23 protein-coding genes and 2 pseudogenes are annotated in these 17208 nt (G+C 38.4%); all 25 read right to left on the bottom strand.

Features of this window, described 5'->3' with window-relative positions; all coding sequences use genetic code 11:
• Positions 1 to 836 (bottom strand): phage tail tube protein (locus J655_RS25540; RefSeq protein WP_032052433.1); only part of this gene is annotated, 836 nt, incomplete at its 3' end.
• A gap of 52 nt (positions 837 to 888) precedes the next feature.
• Positions 889 to 2217 (bottom strand): pyocin knob domain-containing protein, encoded by a 1329-nt coding sequence (locus tag J655_RS12880; protein WP_032052434.1) that lies wholly within the window; start codon positions 2215 to 2217, stop codon positions 889 to 891.
• Positions 2217 to 2570 carry a hypothetical protein gene (locus J655_RS12885; protein ID WP_032052435.1) on the bottom strand — a complete coding sequence of 118 codons (354 nt, stop codon included), beginning with the start codon at positions 2568 to 2570 and terminating at the stop codon, positions 2217 to 2219. Before J655_RS12885 ends, J655_RS12880 begins: the two co-directional genes overlap by 1 nt.
• 498 nt (positions 2571 to 3068) lie before the next feature.
• Entirely contained in the window at positions 3069 to 3467 is a 399-nt protein-coding gene (locus tag J655_RS12890) for a hypothetical protein (RefSeq protein WP_032052437.1), read from the bottom strand.
• A gap of 1 nt (position 3468) precedes the next feature.
• A complete protein-coding gene (locus J655_RS12895) occupies positions 3469 to 3837 on the bottom strand; it encodes a hypothetical protein (protein ID WP_032052438.1) in 369 nt (122 codons plus the stop codon).
• The gene (locus J655_RS12900) at positions 3809 to 4216 is read right to left on the bottom strand and encodes a hypothetical protein (RefSeq protein ID WP_032052440.1); all 408 of its coding nucleotides are present in this window, start codon (positions 4214 to 4216) and stop codon (positions 3809 to 3811) included. Before J655_RS12900 ends, J655_RS12895 begins: the two co-directional genes overlap by 29 nt.
• Positions 4217 to 4261: 45 nt before the next feature.
• Complete coding sequence (locus J655_RS12905; RefSeq protein WP_050675385.1) at positions 4262 to 4981, bottom strand: hypothetical protein; 720 nt, start codon at positions 4979 to 4981, stop codon at positions 4262 to 4264.
• A gap of 37 nt (positions 4982 to 5018) precedes the next feature.
• Positions 5019 to 5387, bottom strand: coding sequence for a hypothetical protein (locus J655_RS12910; RefSeq protein WP_032052442.1), 369 nt, complete (start codon positions 5385 to 5387; stop codon positions 5019 to 5021).
• A gap of 3 nt (positions 5388 to 5390) precedes the next feature.
• Positions 5391 to 5780, bottom strand: coding sequence for a hypothetical protein (locus J655_RS12915; protein WP_032052443.1), 390 nt, complete (start codon positions 5778 to 5780; stop codon positions 5391 to 5393).
• 4 nt (positions 5781 to 5784) lie between these two features.
• Positions 5785 to 6450: an Ish1 domain-containing protein gene (locus J655_RS12920; RefSeq protein WP_032052444.1), complete on the bottom strand. Its 666-nt coding sequence runs from the start codon at positions 6448 to 6450 to the stop codon at positions 5785 to 5787.
• A gap of 68 nt (positions 6451 to 6518) precedes the next feature.
• Entirely contained in the window at positions 6519 to 7466 is a 948-nt protein-coding gene (locus J655_RS12925) for a major capsid protein (protein WP_032052445.1), read from the bottom strand.
• Between the two features lie 27 nt (positions 7467 to 7493).
• Complete coding sequence (locus J655_RS12930; RefSeq protein WP_032052446.1) at positions 7494 to 8261, bottom strand: DUF6651 domain-containing protein; 768 nt, start codon at positions 8259 to 8261, stop codon at positions 7494 to 7496.
• A gap of 153 nt (positions 8262 to 8414) precedes the next feature.
• The gene (locus J655_RS12935) at positions 8415 to 8690 is read right to left on the bottom strand and encodes a Gp49 family protein (protein ID WP_050675386.1); all 276 of its coding nucleotides are present in this window, start codon (positions 8688 to 8690) and stop codon (positions 8415 to 8417) included.
• Positions 8691 to 8743: 53 nt separating this feature from the next.
• Entirely contained in the window at positions 8744 to 8959 is a 216-nt protein-coding gene (locus J655_RS12940; protein ID WP_032052447.1) for a hypothetical protein, read from the bottom strand.
• Between the two features lie 21 nt (positions 8960 to 8980).
• A complete protein-coding gene (locus J655_RS12945) occupies positions 8981 to 9205 on the bottom strand; it encodes a hypothetical protein (protein ID WP_032052448.1) in 225 nt (74 codons plus the stop codon).
• Positions 9202 to 10305, bottom strand: coding sequence for a minor capsid protein (locus tag J655_RS12950; protein ID WP_032052449.1), 1104 nt, complete (start codon positions 10303 to 10305; stop codon positions 9202 to 9204). The genes J655_RS12945 and J655_RS12950 overlap by 4 nt, the downstream gene beginning before the upstream one ends.
• A gap of 10 nt (positions 10306 to 10315) precedes the next feature.
• Entirely contained in the window at positions 10316 to 11758 is a 1443-nt protein-coding gene (locus tag J655_RS12955; protein ID WP_032052450.1) for a DUF4055 domain-containing protein, read from the bottom strand.
• Positions 11755 to 13182, bottom strand: a complete 1428-nt coding sequence (gene terL, locus J655_RS12960; RefSeq protein WP_032052451.1) for a phage terminase large subunit — start codon at positions 13180 to 13182, stop codon at positions 11755 to 11757. Before terL ends, J655_RS12955 begins: the two co-directional genes overlap by 4 nt.
• Positions 13172 to 13642 carry a DUF2280 domain-containing protein gene (locus tag J655_RS12965; protein WP_032052452.1) on the bottom strand — a complete coding sequence of 157 codons (471 nt, stop codon included), beginning with the start codon at positions 13640 to 13642 and terminating at the stop codon, positions 13172 to 13174. The genes terL and J655_RS12965 overlap by 11 nt, the downstream gene beginning before the upstream one ends.
• Positions 13643 to 13700: 58 nt before the next feature.
• Positions 13701 to 14342, bottom strand: coding sequence for a putative metallopeptidase (locus tag J655_RS12970; protein ID WP_032052453.1), 642 nt, complete (start codon positions 14340 to 14342; stop codon positions 13701 to 13703).
• Complete coding sequence (locus J655_RS12975) at positions 14311 to 14778, bottom strand: hypothetical protein (protein WP_032052454.1); 468 nt, start codon at positions 14776 to 14778, stop codon at positions 14311 to 14313. Before J655_RS12975 ends, J655_RS12970 begins: the two co-directional genes overlap by 32 nt.
• A 78-nt stretch (positions 14779 to 14856) precedes the next feature.
• Positions 14857 to 15292 (bottom strand): annotated as a pseudogene (locus J655_RS12980) (hypothetical protein).
• A gap of 543 nt (positions 15293 to 15835) precedes the next feature.
• On the bottom strand, positions 15836 to 16075 hold the full coding sequence (locus tag J655_RS12985) for a hypothetical protein (RefSeq protein WP_032052455.1): 240 nt from the start codon (positions 16073 to 16075) through the stop codon (positions 15836 to 15838).
• A gap of 216 nt (positions 16076 to 16291) precedes the next feature.
• The gene (locus tag J655_RS12990; protein ID WP_032052456.1) at positions 16292 to 16636 is read right to left on the bottom strand and encodes a hypothetical protein; all 345 of its coding nucleotides are present in this window, start codon (positions 16634 to 16636) and stop codon (positions 16292 to 16294) included.
• A gap of 270 nt (positions 16637 to 16906) precedes the next feature.
• Positions 16907 to 17125 (bottom strand): annotated as a pseudogene (locus J655_RS24550) (hypothetical protein).
• Positions 17126 to 17208: the final 83 nt, after the last annotated feature.

Raw genomic sequence — 17208 nt, forward strand, 5'->3', positions numbered from 1 at the left:
CCATCCGGATGATTTGCTTCCTTGACTTCAAGCTGTGGGAAATTAAATGAGTATTTACTTCCCTTGCTATCGGTAATATCAAAGGTCATCGTAAATACATCACGAGTCTTGATTGCATCAATCCAAGCAGCAGATGTTGCTGAGAACATGAAATTGGCATTTACACCAATATCCATCATTTTTTCTAAGTAGAACTCAGGCGTGTACTTACCAGAACCGATACAACGGATCGCTTCCAGATTATTATTAAAGTTGATGGTGAGTGTCTGCAGACAAGCTTTACCTTGAATTGACTGACCATTAATAAGTAGCTTTTCAACGTTTGGCATACTCACTAGAGGGCGAGTCGATGCGGGAATAGGATTGGTAACAGGATTAACCTGCTGTCGCGTAAATGAGCTACCCACTAAACCAAAGTTACCAGTGATTTTACCTGTAGTCTGGATCGTCATTTCACCTGTATTCACTTGAATACCGCGATAAATAAAGACTTGACCAATATCTTCAAAGACTTTTACTAAGGTAAGTGACTTACGGACTCCACCACCAAAACTCAAAGCATTACCAGCCCAGTTATTGAAAGCGAGAACATTTAAGAATAAGTCAAAGGTACCTAGAGATAATTCAAACTCTAGTTGACCAGTTACTTCGGCTTCCGTTACAACAGCACCTTGGCGAAAACGTGAATCAACTACCTCACTACTATCTTCAGTTGTGACATTTTCAGTCAAACTATCATTAACACGGCGAACTGTGTACCAGATCGGGTTTGCTGGGGTTGTTCCCAATACTGCTTCTTCACAAGCATATAATCGAATTTTTGCGCCTGAACTCATTTATGGCTCTCCAAAATTTAGGCAATAAAAAACCCGCTGTGTAAGCGGGTTATTAAAGTGTTTCGTCTGTGTCTGAGATTTCTGGCGGTTCCACACCATTCATAGCTGCAGCTACAGCCGCGGATAAATTTGTTGGTTGAAAGTCTAGAGGAGTCTCTGTTGGAATAATTTCGGTATCTGGCTCAGGTTCTTCATGTAATCGAATATCGATCCAACGGGTTAATGGAATATCCATTGGATTTTCATGATCAGCAACAACTGCAGCAAGCTCAAAATCAAATTTACGCTTATAGGTCTTAATTGAAATGTCGCCATTTTCTAGAGTTGAATACTCTACGGCAACCACTTTATTACCGTTGGCATCTTTGGGTAACTCAATGTACCAACCTTCTTGAGCAAAACCCAAAGAACCTTTTAGAAGATAATTACCTACATCAATTTTTTCAAATTCAACCGGCTGTTTTCTTGCTTGGTCATTTAATTCTATTGAGTCAGCAAATAGCTTAACGATTGGTGAAGAAGACTTAATAAACCCATTTGCATCTACGGTAGTATTTGACTGTGTCCAAAATTTATACCAAGAACTCCATGCTCCCCCTAATTTACGACGAATTGAAGGAGAAATTAATTTAGTGTCTACTCCATTACCATCGAACGAAATTTGTGTCTGATAATTAGGACCATCAGATGCTAGATTTAATTGCAGTACTGTTTGCCACTGCGAAGCAGTGCCTGAGTTCGTCCAAGTTTGCCCAGAATAAATGCCACTAGGTAAATTTGCGGTATTCAAATCAACACTATTCGTGGCCTGTAATGTGGTTAAACCTAAACCAAAGTTGTTATAAGTTTTACCTGCACGATAAATATCACCACCAGCAGAGATATAAAGATTTGCAGCTTCATTTCCAGAAGTGGTTTGATTAAATGTTGGTAAAGACCGAAGCTTACTATTAAAGATAGTAGTATTTGCTGTCACATTTAAAATGCCCGCTCCCGCATTAGCTGGATCCCCGCCTGTAGCTAAGAGACGAACATCATAATCAGTTGGAGCTCCCGATGTATGCAGATCAATAAAAGTATTGCCAGCTACCGAGAGTGATCCCATTTCTACCGCAGTTGTAGCTGAGCTTGTTGATGTACCTAAATCTAATCGTTGTGCCCCCTGACAGTTAACAATAATACCTGTCACACCAATTACATTTCCATCTGCACTTCCAATATTGGCTGCAGCAGCTGTACCTGCACCTTGAACTTGAGAAAGCTGTGGATTTAAGTTTGGAATACCCGAGGCAAATGGCAGCATAAACTGCCGTTTTCCCTGCGAAGCGTTATATGGGAATGGCCGATGATCCCAACTAAATTTAAAAACAAGATTTGCCATTATGCTGTTACCCCGTCAATCACTTGGAAAGTCAAAGTTTCAGTGTGCTGTGTAGTACCACTAACTACAGCTTTAATATCCATCTGACACAGACCTAAGGGCCAAGTTGCAGTGCTTGCACTAGATTTAATATTCAGCCATCCCTTCTGTGTGCTCTGATTTAATGCTGCACAAGTCAATGTGGCCACCGCTGCACCATCCGCTAATGATTTAATCTGTGATGTGAACGTGTAGCCTGTCAGATCAATAGCACGGCGAACATCATCAGGTGGATACTGCAAAGCCTCATCAATATCGACAAGCTGCAAGTTCAAGTTGAATGTGTCACCACGCTTAAACACGAAATTGCTCATAAGTGATTCCTATAGACATAAAAAAACCACCGATGAGGTGGTAGTGAGTAAAACAAAAAAACCGCCCGAAGGCGTGTGCTTTTTCAAGTGATTTTATGAAGCATTATTACGATAGATGGATTTAAAAGATGGAATCTTGTTCTCATGACCACAACGGCTGCACTTGTTATCTATACCTGCATAATTAATACGCATTAATTCCGAAATGGTTTTCTTATCAAGATTATCTGGAGGATTACTCGAAATTAATAAGATGTTACTGATAAGTTCTTTTCTCTCAGTTAAATACCTTACGTAATCTTCATACATTTCGTCACCTCATCTTCCAATTGGCTCTGATTAAATCGTTTGCCACATTTGCTACAAATCCAAATTGATAGATGCTCAATACTTTCTATTCTCGAATATTCAATATTTTTGTGTCTGCATGGGATTTCTTCTATGTCCTCATATTCGAGAACCTCACCAGTTACCGTTTCAAAGTACCTTTTTGCCATATCAATTCACCGTAAATCCAATGGTCACATTGTATTGCACAAAGTCAGCATCTTTACCAACTTTAATAGATTGTCCGTTCAAACATTCCAGATCATCAAAAGAGAAATGTTCAAAATGAGCCAATAAAGAATCACCGAGAATCGTTAGTGCTTTTTCTCCTACATGAAGTCGATCAAAACACTGAACCATAATATTACCGGTACGACGGTTACAAGGCTTATCTGCTACACCTGAAATAAAGCTAGCACCGCCTGCAATGGTTAGACAACACCACAAGCCTTCCTTTGGCACTGTAAAGCCTGGTGCATTTGGATACTGGATTCTGTCCTGCGCAATACCAGTAAAGCTTTGCATACGATCGATAATAGCTTGCCTTGTCTGCTCTAAAGTCATTGCCATCTTAACCACCGTATTTTTGAGAAATATAAGTAAACGTGGTGTTGTAAATACCTTGCGGTGCTTGATCAGACCAACCATTTTCTAAGCGTTCAGCGTATGGCTGATTATTCTGGATATATACCATATTACCCAGCTTAAACTTGACCGCTTGAATAGCAGCATCTTGAACGGCGTTTGTTTCCGGTCCACGTACACCAAAGTCACCAGATCCAATTGAAACTATATGAGAAGAACGATAAGCACCAGTATCAACTGGACTTGAAACAACTAATGATTGCACTGTATCCATGGTGATTTTCTTTACCTTTTCCTCTGCTGTTTTAGTCACATCAAAACTAAAATCAGTTGGTTTTTTCCCCTTCCATCCCATGCTTTACCTCACTTTCTTCGTACATTTCGAAAAGGTCTTGAGCGATCGCTTGAATTGAGTAAGCTTCAAATTCTGAGCTAGGCTCCTTTTCACCCATTAGTTTTCTGATTTTTTGCCAGACATGAACAGCTTCATGTAAAAGCAGTCCATAAACTTCAATCGGTTTTCTTTCTGATGTATCGCCAAGCTGAACAATTGCATAAGCGCCATCAAAATAGTAATCGACTTGCGCCGCTGCGCCTGCAGAAGATAAAAACGGATCCACTTTATTCATATCTTCGAATAACAGATCCATGTGAAGCTGATTACGAGCAAGCGTGTATTGAACATGTTGGAATGGTGAGATATGCCATAAAGGAACGTAATCTGTACTTATCATCTAAACTCCAAAATTGCGCCCATTAAAAAACCCACCGAAGTGGGTTTAAACATTTAATTCTTCTTTAAGAGTACTTAGTCGCCCCAGATTTTCATTGATTTGTCTAAGATCTTCGTCTTTAGCTATTTGAATCTCTTTTAATTCATCTTTACATCGACTTACAAAATCATCCACTGAGAAATTTGGTCCCTCTGCAAATGCGTGACTGTCTGGATAGGTGAGTTTAACTAATAGAGTATAATAAATTGCAGCATTATGGAGAAATGCAGGAAAACTTAAAGTAATAATTTCTTCACACAAATCTGTAAATCCATTATCAGTTGTGACTTTATGATAAAAGTCATTAAACTCTACTATTAATTCACTATTTTTAATTTCACATTCTTCAATTTTCTTATGAATATCATCGAGAAAAGAAGCATGCGAAGTTGGTGCTTGAATAATTAAAATATTTAAAATATTTATTTCAACAGAGAATCTATTTATTAAACTAAATATGTTAGATGAATTATTCTCTTTTGCTATTGCTCTGTGTTGCAATCGCCAATCACTAAAAAGCACAAATGCCGCAACTGGAGCTAAAAAAGCTGCTGCAATTGTTAAGGAGTCTTTTAATACTTCATAAGCTTCAGTTAAATTAAATTTATGGTGTGTTATTGGATATGAACTTTTAAGAAAAAAAGAAATTATCAAATAGAAAATAATTCCTAAAATAGTCCATAACCAGATTTTCTTTATTCTTAATCTTAAATCATCTTTAGCCATATATCCCCCTAATTTAGAAGAATATTAGAACAAGTAATCAAACCTTCCTCAACTGACATTTCCAAATAGTTGCAGCGGGATCCTGTTGAATGTGTTTGACACGAAAAGTGCCTAAAGGTGTAACCCACTCATCTTCCATAATGGGCACCATTGTCACTTCATTTTGAAGCACGGTCGCTTTCTTATCTGTGGCCAGCACTCCAAGGGTTTGGATTTCATATTGTTTGTAAGAGCCAAACAAAACACCACGACCAGAATAATTTTCTTTAACTTCAACATGAGTTTCAGTCTTAGGATCCCAATCTTTTTTTGAGATCCGTTCACAAGTAAATGTATGAACGGCGTCTGCTAAATCTTCATTAAATGCTTCAACAAGATCTGCCTGAATTTCATCACGTAAGCCCATGATTTATGCCCTATAAAGTGGAATACCAAAACCATTAAAACTTGCATTAGGATCTTTCAAATCAAGCGATTCAATATAATCAATTGCTATCTGTTCAAAGCTAGAAATCGCTTCAGTACCCTCTTGATACTCTTTTTCAGATTCTACTGAATCAGCTTTAACTTTCTTCCGTTTAAGCAACTGCTCTTTGCCGTTATAAATCACCTTGGCCAGAATGCCTTTAATGATTTCACAAGCAGCATCTTTAAGAAGTGAATCTATAGGATCCGGCACAAATCCAATTCGTTTTTTCATCCATACATTTGCAAGTTGAACCAGGCGAGCTTTATCACTATCCGGTGCAAAATCTCTGCCCAAAATTGAATTTGCGTCATCTAGAGTAATAAAGCTCATATCATTATTCCTTCGGGATTAATTTAAGAAGTTCTGGTTTTGTTGCAGATGGTTTATAGCCAATGTCTTTACTTGCCAAATATTCTTTTAATTGATCGTTAGACCAATTTTCAAAATCATTTGTCGACGTTTCTGTTGCTGGATTTTCTGCCGCTTTTCCAGCTCCCAATTCATTAATACGCGCTTGCATAGCAGCAACATCATTTTTAAAAGCATCAAATTCTGCTTGGATGCTTACCACTTGTCCTTCAGCTGCTTTAGTAGCATTGTCTGCTAGGGTTACAGCATCTTTTAAACGTGAGTTTTCAGAAATTAATTCGGAACTATCACCACTTGCCTGTTTCAAGAATTCGATTTTCTGTTTAAGTTGCCCGTTTTCCTCAACAACCTTTTCACACTCAGCTTTTGTATTATCAATGACCTCTTGCAGCTCAGGGGTAATTCCCACTGCGACATTTACTGTGGCCAAAGTCGTTTTTGCAGGCTCTTCCAGTTTACGAACTTCAACTGGAATATCTAAAGCTTCATAATCATTTTTGATTTTCGGGTAATCACCGTAGATGATTACTTCTTCAGCACTACGATTTGGATTTTCATAATAGTCAGGATTCGCAATAGTCCCAACTTCTAAAGCTGCTGCTGCGGCAATACGCGTATAGATTAACTTCATGATACTTTTCTCTTAATAATAAAAAAGAGGGCTAAATAGCCCTCCAATAAATTTAGGTGTTTAAGGTTTTAAGGTGTACCAGACAAATCAAGCAATGTACCAGCGGTCATTTTGTTGCTGGTTGCATGTTTCTTCCAGTTAGCACTTGATCCAAGCAAAGTAAGATCTGGATTCTCACCTTTCGTTGTATCCCAGCTATAACCAAGAATATCTAGGTTGAATGTACCTTCAGCACGCATACCAATAGCAAAGTTTTCTTCATCATTGATGTCGTATGCGCGGAAACCTGGTACTTGGGACTCAGTTACAGTCACAGCACCATACTGCAGGCCAAATGCATCGTTATCGCCTACGGCGTCAGTAACAAGTACAGGTTTACCTAAAGTACCTGGTAAACCGCCATAAATAACGATTTCAGATTCGCCGTAGATTTGTTTAGTAATCGCATCATCGACAATATCGAAGTACGTATCCGAGTTCATTACCCACAAACCGATACGACCAAACTTGTCACCAAATTTACGCATCCCACGGGTTAATGCTTTACGACCATCTACTGCAATACTTCCTTTTGCCACCATATCAGGATTGCTTGTAATTGCTGCTTTCAATGAAGCCAAGCTGTACTGTAAACGCCCTGCAACTAAAGCATCAGCCAGATCATACCCAAGAATCATTGCAAACTCTTCAGGTGTACGAGCACGGCGCTTAAAAGCTTCTTCAGTAGATGCATAAGGACCGTATTTAAACGGAATTTTCACACCTACAGATTCTCCAGCGGCAATTTTTTCATGGTTAACTTTAGCGTTTGAGTTCACATCACGGTGCTTGATGCTGCCACCAACACGATAAAATGATTCTTTATTAAAATCGCCTTCAATGATTTCATTTTTATAAAGAATCGCTCCAGCTGATGCCTCGTTAAAGACATTCAAATTGTCTTGCAAACGCTCTAAATAAGCAGTTTGAGCCAATTGGTTATAGATAATCATGTCTGAATTAACTGTTGTAGTCATAACGACTTATCTCCAAATGTTTAATAATTAGTTCGGTAGTTTTAGGAAGGATTCTTGGCCATGTTCTTTGATGTAATCGGCTCTTTGAGATACTGACATCTCACTGCGCTTCATACCTGTAGGTGCTCCACCTTTGCCCCCGCTTTGGAAACCACCGCCATTTCCTTTACCACCTTTAAGGATTAAGTCTTTATGCTGGTATCCACCAACCAAGGACTCTAAAGCTTCATCAACATTTGCAAGTTCACCAGGGCGAACACGGGAATAAATCTTTTCGCCTTTTTGGTCGTAGGCAACCACTTCTCCATCTTCGATTTTGAAGTGATTACCAAAGGTTGCCTGAACCATATCAACTGGAACTGCAATGTTGTCTTGAATGTACTGAGAACGAGCAAAACCACCCCCGATAAGTTCTTTATGCAAAGAGGCTTGTAGAGCATCACGCTGCTCAACAATAGGAGCATATTTTTCTTCAACTGCTTTGATAGCTTCAGCTTTCACTTTCTCAACTTCGCCAGCATCCACCAGCTTTTTATCGTCAAGGTTTTGCATAGTCTGAATTGCTTTCTTAGCTGCTATTGGATCATCGATACCTTCAAAAGCTTTTAGGGCTTTTTCCGCAGCTTCTTTAGCTTCACGATTTGTTTTAGCTTCATTGTTTAAACGTGCAATAGTTGCTACAGAGTGAGCGGCATCATGTGGCATCTCTTTGCCATCATCATGAACATAGATTGGCTTATCACCCTCTACTTCCGCATATACCTTACCGTCGATCGTTACTGTTTTAAGTTTCATTGGTCATCCAACCTATATATTTAAAATGGGCATCCACCCGGATTCGCCGTCTGCATCCACTTTCGGCAGGTAATAAAAAAGCGCCCCGAGGGACGCTATAATTCAAAGTTAAATTTAAAAATTAGATGCAAACAAACGGTAGCCTTCTAGTTCCTATAGCTTATTTTCAGCATGCTTTTCTGCATTACCTCGAGCCATACGTTCACCTATTTCTGCATCAAAGTTTTCGGCATTTACACATGCACTAAAACCCGTAGCTAGAAAAAACTTTCCATCTAAAAATGCATGAACAAACGTAGATGTTGTGCCTCCGGGACATTGCTCAACCGTGTAAGTAACGCGCTCCATCAATGCATCAATTTGAGTTTTAGTTACTCTAGGTGCCACAGACTTTTCAACTAACTCTTGCTCTGTTACGTCTTTGGTCATTTTCTTCTCACAAAAAAAGCACCCTTAAGGTGCTATGGAATTAATAAATTGGGTTAATCAGAAATTGAGGTTTTAACTGTCACACCAGTTAGGAAGTACTTTTCAGAACCACCCAAACATGTGGCACTAGCAAAATTTGCATAAACATCTTGAACATTTACGCCTGTATCTTTTTCAAATTTACTGATCAATTCAGCAAGTTGAAATGTTAGGGTTCTTTCTAACTCTTCTTTTCTTTTTACATATTCAGCAACTGATATTTCAGACATTTTTACCACCTTTAGCTACATTTACTTTGTTAAAAGTTCTCTTGGCTCATCACCCACTAAGCGGACTCCATTCTCACCATAGGCTTCGAATGTTACGCTAATCGTTGCTGGTCCATCTTGAGCATCACTATTCATATGTACCGCTTTTTGCCCTGCAAGAGGTAATCCTGTTTCTTCATCACAAACAACTAAAAAACCTTTAAAGGTCGGATGACGCTTAAGAACTAAATGTCTTAAATCACTCATAAGCCCAACTCCTTGAATTTCTGCTCATCCAACTTACGAAGTTGTCCGAGTGTGTAAAGGCGCCCCTCCGGATCGAAGAACTTTTCAAAATCAAACTTTCCTTCCTTGTAGAGCTTATAACGCTTTGGCCCAAGCCACTCTTTTTGGAAAAAGTCATCAGTTTTCTTAAAGAAGTCTTTGAATGTGGTATTTGCATCCAATTGCCCTATTAATTGACTACGCTCGTCTTTCGGGATGTCCTTAACTTTTCGCTCATCCATTACAAACGGTCGCTCACCAACTAATTGCCCATTTTTTTCCACTGGTACTAAGATACTGCGGCAATGAGGATGCAACGGCGGTACACGTTTAGCGGGGTCGTTTATTTCCCAAATTGAACCGTCAAGCGAAGCACACAACTTAGAAGTTCTTCCATCAAGTACACTAACAAATCGTACATATTCAAAGCCTAATTGATTAAAGCTATTCAGATAGGCTTGATTGGCTACATGACTGCGTACCGTCCTAACAGTGCGATCAATATCAGATTTAGTGGTGTTTAACAGTCCATCTTCAAAATTAAGACGTTTGGTACCGCGAATACGCTGAATAATTTCTTGGTTCGTTTTGCCTGAATTAATACCATCTCGAATTGCATACTCAACCTTTTGACGGGCACTTTCTGCAATTCTTGATAAAAGATCATCAACAAGAGCACCGCCTGTAAGTGGAACCTTTTTAGCCGCAGAATAAAGCTTTTCTCCATCAGGTTTATTTATCTTTGTGCCGAATAACTTTGCCATATAACTGGCTTCATAAACGGCCATTGCCGTAGCCGAAACGGCGAATACTTCAGGTAGGCTTGTATTTACACTACTGAACCATAGGGTAATTAAATCTTTAATTTCCTTTAGATTTGAAGTTGTGTATTTGCCTCCTGCCAAAGCAATCTTTTCTGAATCACTAAGTTCATCCAGTAAATCACGAAGCTTTGAGAGCATTGCGTTCGTATCATCATTGAATAAACCCAATAATTCATTTACTGATTGTGAAGAAGCACGATAAAGATAAGCCTGGTGTTGAGTGAGTACCTCCAAAAGATTTTTATTATCTTTAGCCATATCACCCTACCTATAAATTCACTGTTCCGTCTTTTTCGCCTTCGATGTTGTCCAGCTCTTCTTTATACTTTTGTTTTGGGAACATTCCAGTCTGGTTATATTCCCACCAAGATTTAAATGAAGATCGGCCTTGTAAAGCTGCCTCATATAATTGACGAGCAAGTTCAGCTTGATACCCTTGTTTATTAAATTCCTGACTGATTTCGAACATCAGTTCATCTTTAGACAGAACATCTACATTAGGCGTTACAAACTTAGCTGCCCATCTTAAAGCCATCGAAAAGGCTTCATTCATATTCACAACACATAATGAAAGAACTGAATGCTGTACAGCATCATCACTGTTGGATTCAGTAGCAGTCTTTTTGGCTGCTGAACCCTTTTCAATTAAACGAGCACCCATTTCTTTCATCTGATCCCATTTATCCTTCATAGCTTCCCGAGCTAAAGTATTTGGATCTGCTTGTACAATTCCCAAATCACCGTTTTCAGGTAATGGTAAAAGAACTTTTGCACCGATATAAATGCCCCGCTTTTTGGCTTCATCGTACCAAGCCCAATTGACTCCCTTTGCATAAAACTGAGGTTGCCCCATATAAAAAACGGACTCTTGAAAGTCCGCACTGTCTCTATAGTGAGCTAAATTGAGATTAGCTAATGGGAGCAATGGAGGCTTCTTAATCTCCTCAGAGTTATCAATAGCCCCCACAAAAGTGAATGGAATATAGGACCAGAAATCACCGTTATAATCTGTTGGAAATTTCTTTTCCCCTCCTACCCAAGTACCTTTATCCCCTTTGGTATAAACCTGAACTGTATAGATGTAATTTCCTTCACTATTCGGTTCTAAACGCAGGACTCTGTACTGCTCGACCTCAGTTTTGCTAAAGCCATCAGTACCACGTTCAGAAGTAAATTCACGGATGACCACTAAGCTAAGCTTTTTCTGATTATCGATCATCATTGAATCCCAATTGATCACATCAATGGCATTCAATAAGTGAATCATTGGGTAAGCTTTTTGCTGCTTAAACTCTGCAAGATTTCGTGCCGGGGTAACTGCTGGATAGTCTACATATAGAGCACAGCGGTAATGCTTTAATAAATGACGAATACCGGTTTGAGCTAATTGATAAGCACTCAAGCCTGCGCCGTTAGCATTGCGCTCTAAATGCTCAAGTTGAGATGGAAACTTAAAGCTTGGATCTGTAGCAAATGCAGCACCCACTAAACTGTTTGACGTTGTACCTGTAACTTCATAAAACACAGCACGTATCAAATAAGCTAAATAAGCACTCTTATTTGCAGGTGACTTATCATGTGCATTTGGCTTAGGCAAATATTTCTCACCTTTAGACTTTACAGCATCCTCACCTTCACACACGTCATCTAGCTTCTGCCAGTATGGCAAGTTCTTAACATACTCAGGATGTTTAAAAGTTACGTCACTCATCGAGCAAATCCCATATCAGCAAAGAAGGCTTCAAAACCTCCATTCAATTCATTAAATGCATCTGAACCAGCATCAACCTGGTCGTCATGCGTTCCATTCGGAAAATTTCGAAGCTCTTCAATAAACTCTTTATTCCAATCACCTCTCAACATTCTGACGTTACCCACGTTAACTTGAGCCGCAAAGGGCTGTGCACGTGTGAGTTTGTCACCTGAAACAGGTTTAGCTTTTACGTCATAACCTGCGAGAAGTTTTACGAATGAACTGGCTTGTGATTTACCAGCTTGACCAGGATCTTGAGGGATCCTTACCGTTACGCTCATCCCATCCAACTCTGTGACTTGTTTTAAGCGTTTATTGACATTGTCAGGACCAAGTTGCCCTTTTGTTACATCGACAATATAGGTAAAACCATCTGCCCCCAAAGCCTCCCTAACACCTGCTGTAAAGTCGCCTTCATTCTCAGTTGCACCAAAGTCCCAAGCCCTTACTTGCTTCACTACATCAGCAGGTAAAGCATCCACAATTTCAATATTGTCAGGCTTAAAAAAACCGCCTGCTGGCGGTGATGGCATTTGTCGATATTGCCCGGCAAAAACATACGGCGCAGCTTGCTCCATTTGTTTCAACTTTTGAATATTGTGTTTTGCTGGCCACAGTGCGGATCCGTCCTCTTGAATAGCTGAAAGACATAGATGCTCCCACACTTCACCGTTACCACCAGCTACAGGAATGCCGTCTTTTCTATCACCTAATAACCAGCCCGCTAAATCTTCTTCATGAAGCCGCTGCATAATCACAATGATCGGCGTATCTGGCGAGTTAGTACGTGACTCGAGTGTATTTTGAAACCAGTCAATCACACCTTCACGGATAGTTTTTGATTTTGCTTCATCAGCTTTATGCGGGTCATCAATAATGATGCAGCCACCAAAGCCTTCACGCATTTTGCCTGCACCAAAACCTGTAATGGTACCGCCTGTACCAGTCGCATAGCAGACACCACCTGCAGCTGTACGCCAGAAATCCTTAGCTTTACTATCGTCACGTAATTTAAGTTCAGGAAAGACCTTTTTGTAAGCCTCTTCTTGAACCATATTGCGAGTCTGAAATGCGTTATTTGCAGCAAGCATGGCCGAATAACTGATATGAATAAATTCTGAATCAGGATTCTTACCAAAACACCAAGCCATAAAATTAATTACAGCAATTTCAGTTTTTGAATATCGAGGTGGAACGTTAATAATTAACCGCTTAGTCTCACCGCGATATACCTTCATTAAAGCTTCACAGATTTCTAAGTGGTGCCAGTTCTGCATCCATTTATAATTACGGCGCTCCTTAAACATGTACCTCGTGAAGAAATATAAATCTTCTTGCGCCTCGATCCGGATGGCTTTATCCCGAGCCGCATCAGTACTCATCTAGGACTTCCCTCCGCGCTTTTAAGTAGTCTTCCATTGGAACAGGAATATCAGAATTGACCGTTTGAACTGGACCACCGTCTTTACCTGTTATTTCTTGACGGTTGGTAAACTGTCCGCCGATATCTTTTGCAGCTTGCTCCAGAATTTTTAACGCTGTTTTAACGTTTCTAGTTCTATCAAGTTGTCTTTGATATTGCTTCAGACGGTAGTACTTGTTGGCAATTGGAATATCAACTAAACCCTTGTCAAACTCATCTCTGGTTTTCTCAAATAGCTCGATATACTTTTTACTTAAATTCTTACCAGCAGCCTTAGTTGGGTCATAAGTTGCAACTTGAACTCGATCAATATCAACGCCAAATTCTTGTTTTACGAGTTCTGCTACTTCTTGAGGCGTGTCACGACAAGCAAGAGACTGAACTATAAAGATTTTCACAGGCTCTTTTAGTATTGCCATAACTTCCTCACCGTATAACTACGTATAACAAAACGGGCAAAAAAAAGAGCCATTAAGCTCAATTGATTACACAGTTCCCGCAGCATTTTGATATATCTAAATCAGAAACAAACGGCGGGTTTTTAGCGACTTCTATGAGCCGCTTAACGCTGTCGTTTGCGCCCCAGCGCTTAACGACGCCTATAAACTCTTCAACATCGTGACCAGCTAAATAGTGCTTTGGTAAGCCAGTATGATCGCTGTAAATAATCTCACCGTCCGAGTCTCGCTCTACACCAATGTGATATAGCTCATGTTCAAGCAAAGCACAAAACTCGCTATCGTTAGCCTTTTCACAAAAGCTTGCATCGATTGTGATTAAGTAAATTGGAACAAACCCAAACCAATCACGCATTTGTTGCTCTTGGCGGGCTTTCTTCCAGCCGCCTTGTTGAAACATAACCTTTTCACATTGGCCGAGCACCATACGCTTAGCTCTCGTATAAGCAGTAGAAGCCCATGCAAAAGCCAAAAACCCCTCATTGTCATGAAGCATCTCAGCGATATGGTCGTGATCTGGATTATGTAAAGGTCCACCAAGCGTTAGAAAATTAGCAACTACCCAGTTTTTTAAATCAGGCGCAGGTACTATGCGTATCGCTTCCTCTTCATCTGCTTGGTCTATAAAATCAGTTGGAGGAAATGGTCTGATCTGATCCATTGAAAATATGCCTCTTTAAATTTTTAAGCCACTGACTTGCGTATTCAGTCCGTAACTGTAAAGGGCCAGACTCATCAATCCGGTGCCTTACCGCTGTCTCAATGCGAACTACTGTGTAGCCCATCTCTTCGGCTACATCGTAACGATCAAGACTCCAAGCTTTATTTTTAAGCTTACCCTTACGACCACCAGACCAAGGGCCACCAGCAATTTCAACTAAAATACGATGCTCTATTAAATGAAAATCAAAACGCCAATGCTTGGTAGATTTAAACTGAAATTTCTTTTCGTATTTAATTTCCAGATTATCTAAAACTTCAGTAAGTTCTTCTTCTGCCTCTAAGTACTTTTGGGTAGCCTTAGGTAGTGGTCTGGATTTTGGTTTGGTTTTGGGTTCTTTTTTCCGGGTAAGCCAAAAGTATTCTTTACCGTCCATATCTCACCCATAAAAAAACCGCCCTTAGGCGGTGGCTAAACTCAGAGACAAAAAATATTACTTCTTTAAAGTCGACTTCTAGGGCTTTGAATTAAAGTAATCCGTAATTTCTTTACCTTCGTTTTTGAACTTTTTCCTCATTTAAAGGTAAAAAATCCAATTCAGATTTTAGGCTCATAAACTCTGGAATAAATTTTTTGATTGGCGGAGGTGGTTTAGGTCCCCCCTCTGTAATTTTTTCGATAAATCCAGCTAACCATAAAATATATTCATCTTTTAAATTATATTGGGGGATCAGACTCACATCTATTTTTACTTTGCATTCTTCTAGGGGTGTACTTAATTGTTCCATAAAATCAATAAAATTATATTTTAATTTAAATTCAGTCCCCTCAATTTCACTGCGTATAAATTTCATAAGTGTGTTCATATTTTCAATACAATCTTGTGAAAATAGGTCTTCATCTTTCAATTTCTTATAAATATTTTCCGCAAAAATAAGATACTGTGGCATTTCGGGAGATCCTAATTTTTATAAAGTAATTTTTCTTAAGGTATTCCTATTACAACAATGTTACAACAAGTAATTTTAGTTTTTTAAGGAAATTTTAAGATAAGATATAAATCATTTATATTCAACAACTTGCACTACTATAAATTTGATTTTGCTTTTTAATTTTAAAATGAATTATTGAGGCTAATCGATCAATTTAAAAAGCTTGCCTAGTAGGCAAGCTCCCCCTATTTGATATTTGCGCTGATCATCAAGGTTAAGTGTTACTTAAAGCAACACCATGATAGTACAGAAATATTTAAAAATAAAAAAGCCCATTTCTGCTTCTCAATCAGAAATGGGCTTAGCGAAAAATTACGCTAATACCTGAAATAGGAAATATCTATTCGGAAATATTCCCAACTGAATCTTTGCATAATATTTAAACGCTATCAATATGATTTGAATTAAAAATGAAATAATTCAAACTTTTAAAACATTAATATTTAAATACCTATACATTTCGAGTGAAGATAGTTTTTGAATTCATATTCTTCATTGATACTAATTAATTTCGATTTTAATAATCTCATACTGCAAAGTTACATACATTCCAATTTTACCGGTCTCAAAAGTTCCATAATAATCTTCTGGGACGAAATCATCTGTCTCATCAAATATCCATTTTTTAGTTGGGATAATTTGCACTTCACCCTTTTCATCAAATTGAGCAATTGGATCAATAACAGATCTCACAATCACTTTCTCATTCGTTTCAACATCTCGCAATGTGATAATTGTCATTAAAATCCCCAATTCCTTAAATAATTAATGTGTATAACAATTGGAGTTAAACAAGTAAAGTTATTTTTATATTTATCAATCCATTAACTTTAAGTTAATGATAAAGCAAGCCAACCCATTAATAGGTAATGTCTATTAGAACCAAATGCCCACTCAAATTCAACTAGCAATAAAAAACCACCTTCTTAAGGTGGTTCATCTATAATTTATAGGTAATTAACGAAAATTTAATTTCTGCCTGCGCATCTTTTTTGGTTCACAAATTTTTCCAACAAAGTTGGTTAACCACAAAACACTCTCTTCGCGATCTTCAAAATGAGGAATCAAACTTAAATCCACTTTAATTTCCCGATCAGCCAAGGGTAAGCTCAAACAATATTCGAAGTCTATTGAGCTATACTTCAATTTGAGCCTTTTTTCCGCAGCTTGATTCTTTATTTCAGCCATTATTCGGTTTAGGTTAACAATCAAATTATTTGAGATACTGTTATTTTCGTATACACGATCATATACGCTCTCAGCCACATCAATGTACTTTATAAGCTCTGCATTCTCATTCATAGCATCCGTACTCCGTTTTTTAGAATTATCTCCCGTTGATCATGTTTATTTGGGTTACTAAAAGCATTGTCTACGTAAAAACTGTTTAAATTCCATTATTATGATTAAACTTAAGCATTTAATTTAATTGTATATTTATTATATTTCATAATATTTTTATACATTTCACTTTCCAATTAAACATTATTTTAAAAAAATTAAAAAGCCCCGCCAATAATCGATATTTAGCGGGGCTCTTTTCTGCCGTAATACGTCCGGCAAATGATAAAACTAGTTTTTTGATGCTCTAAGGATATTTAGCACTTTCTCAGACATATCATGCAAGTCAGATCCAATGGGCAACCAGAATTGATAATTGACATTGTCACGGTTAAAAATCTGCTTGTAGTACTCGGTTTAAAAGGATGGATCAATTTCCGAGGCTTTAAATAATCGCCCCTCTTTTTCTATCTTTTGTCCATCTAATTCACCACCCACACAAATATACATTGAGCTAATCCATAAAATTATGAAGATTAGCTTAACATATAAAGTAAAAAGCCCGCCAATAATCAATATTTAACATGAAAGCA

Source organism: Acinetobacter sp. 1294243, assembly GCF_000588015.1.
GTDB classification, from domain to species: Bacteria; Pseudomonadota; Gammaproteobacteria; order Pseudomonadales; family Moraxellaceae; genus Acinetobacter; species Acinetobacter pittii.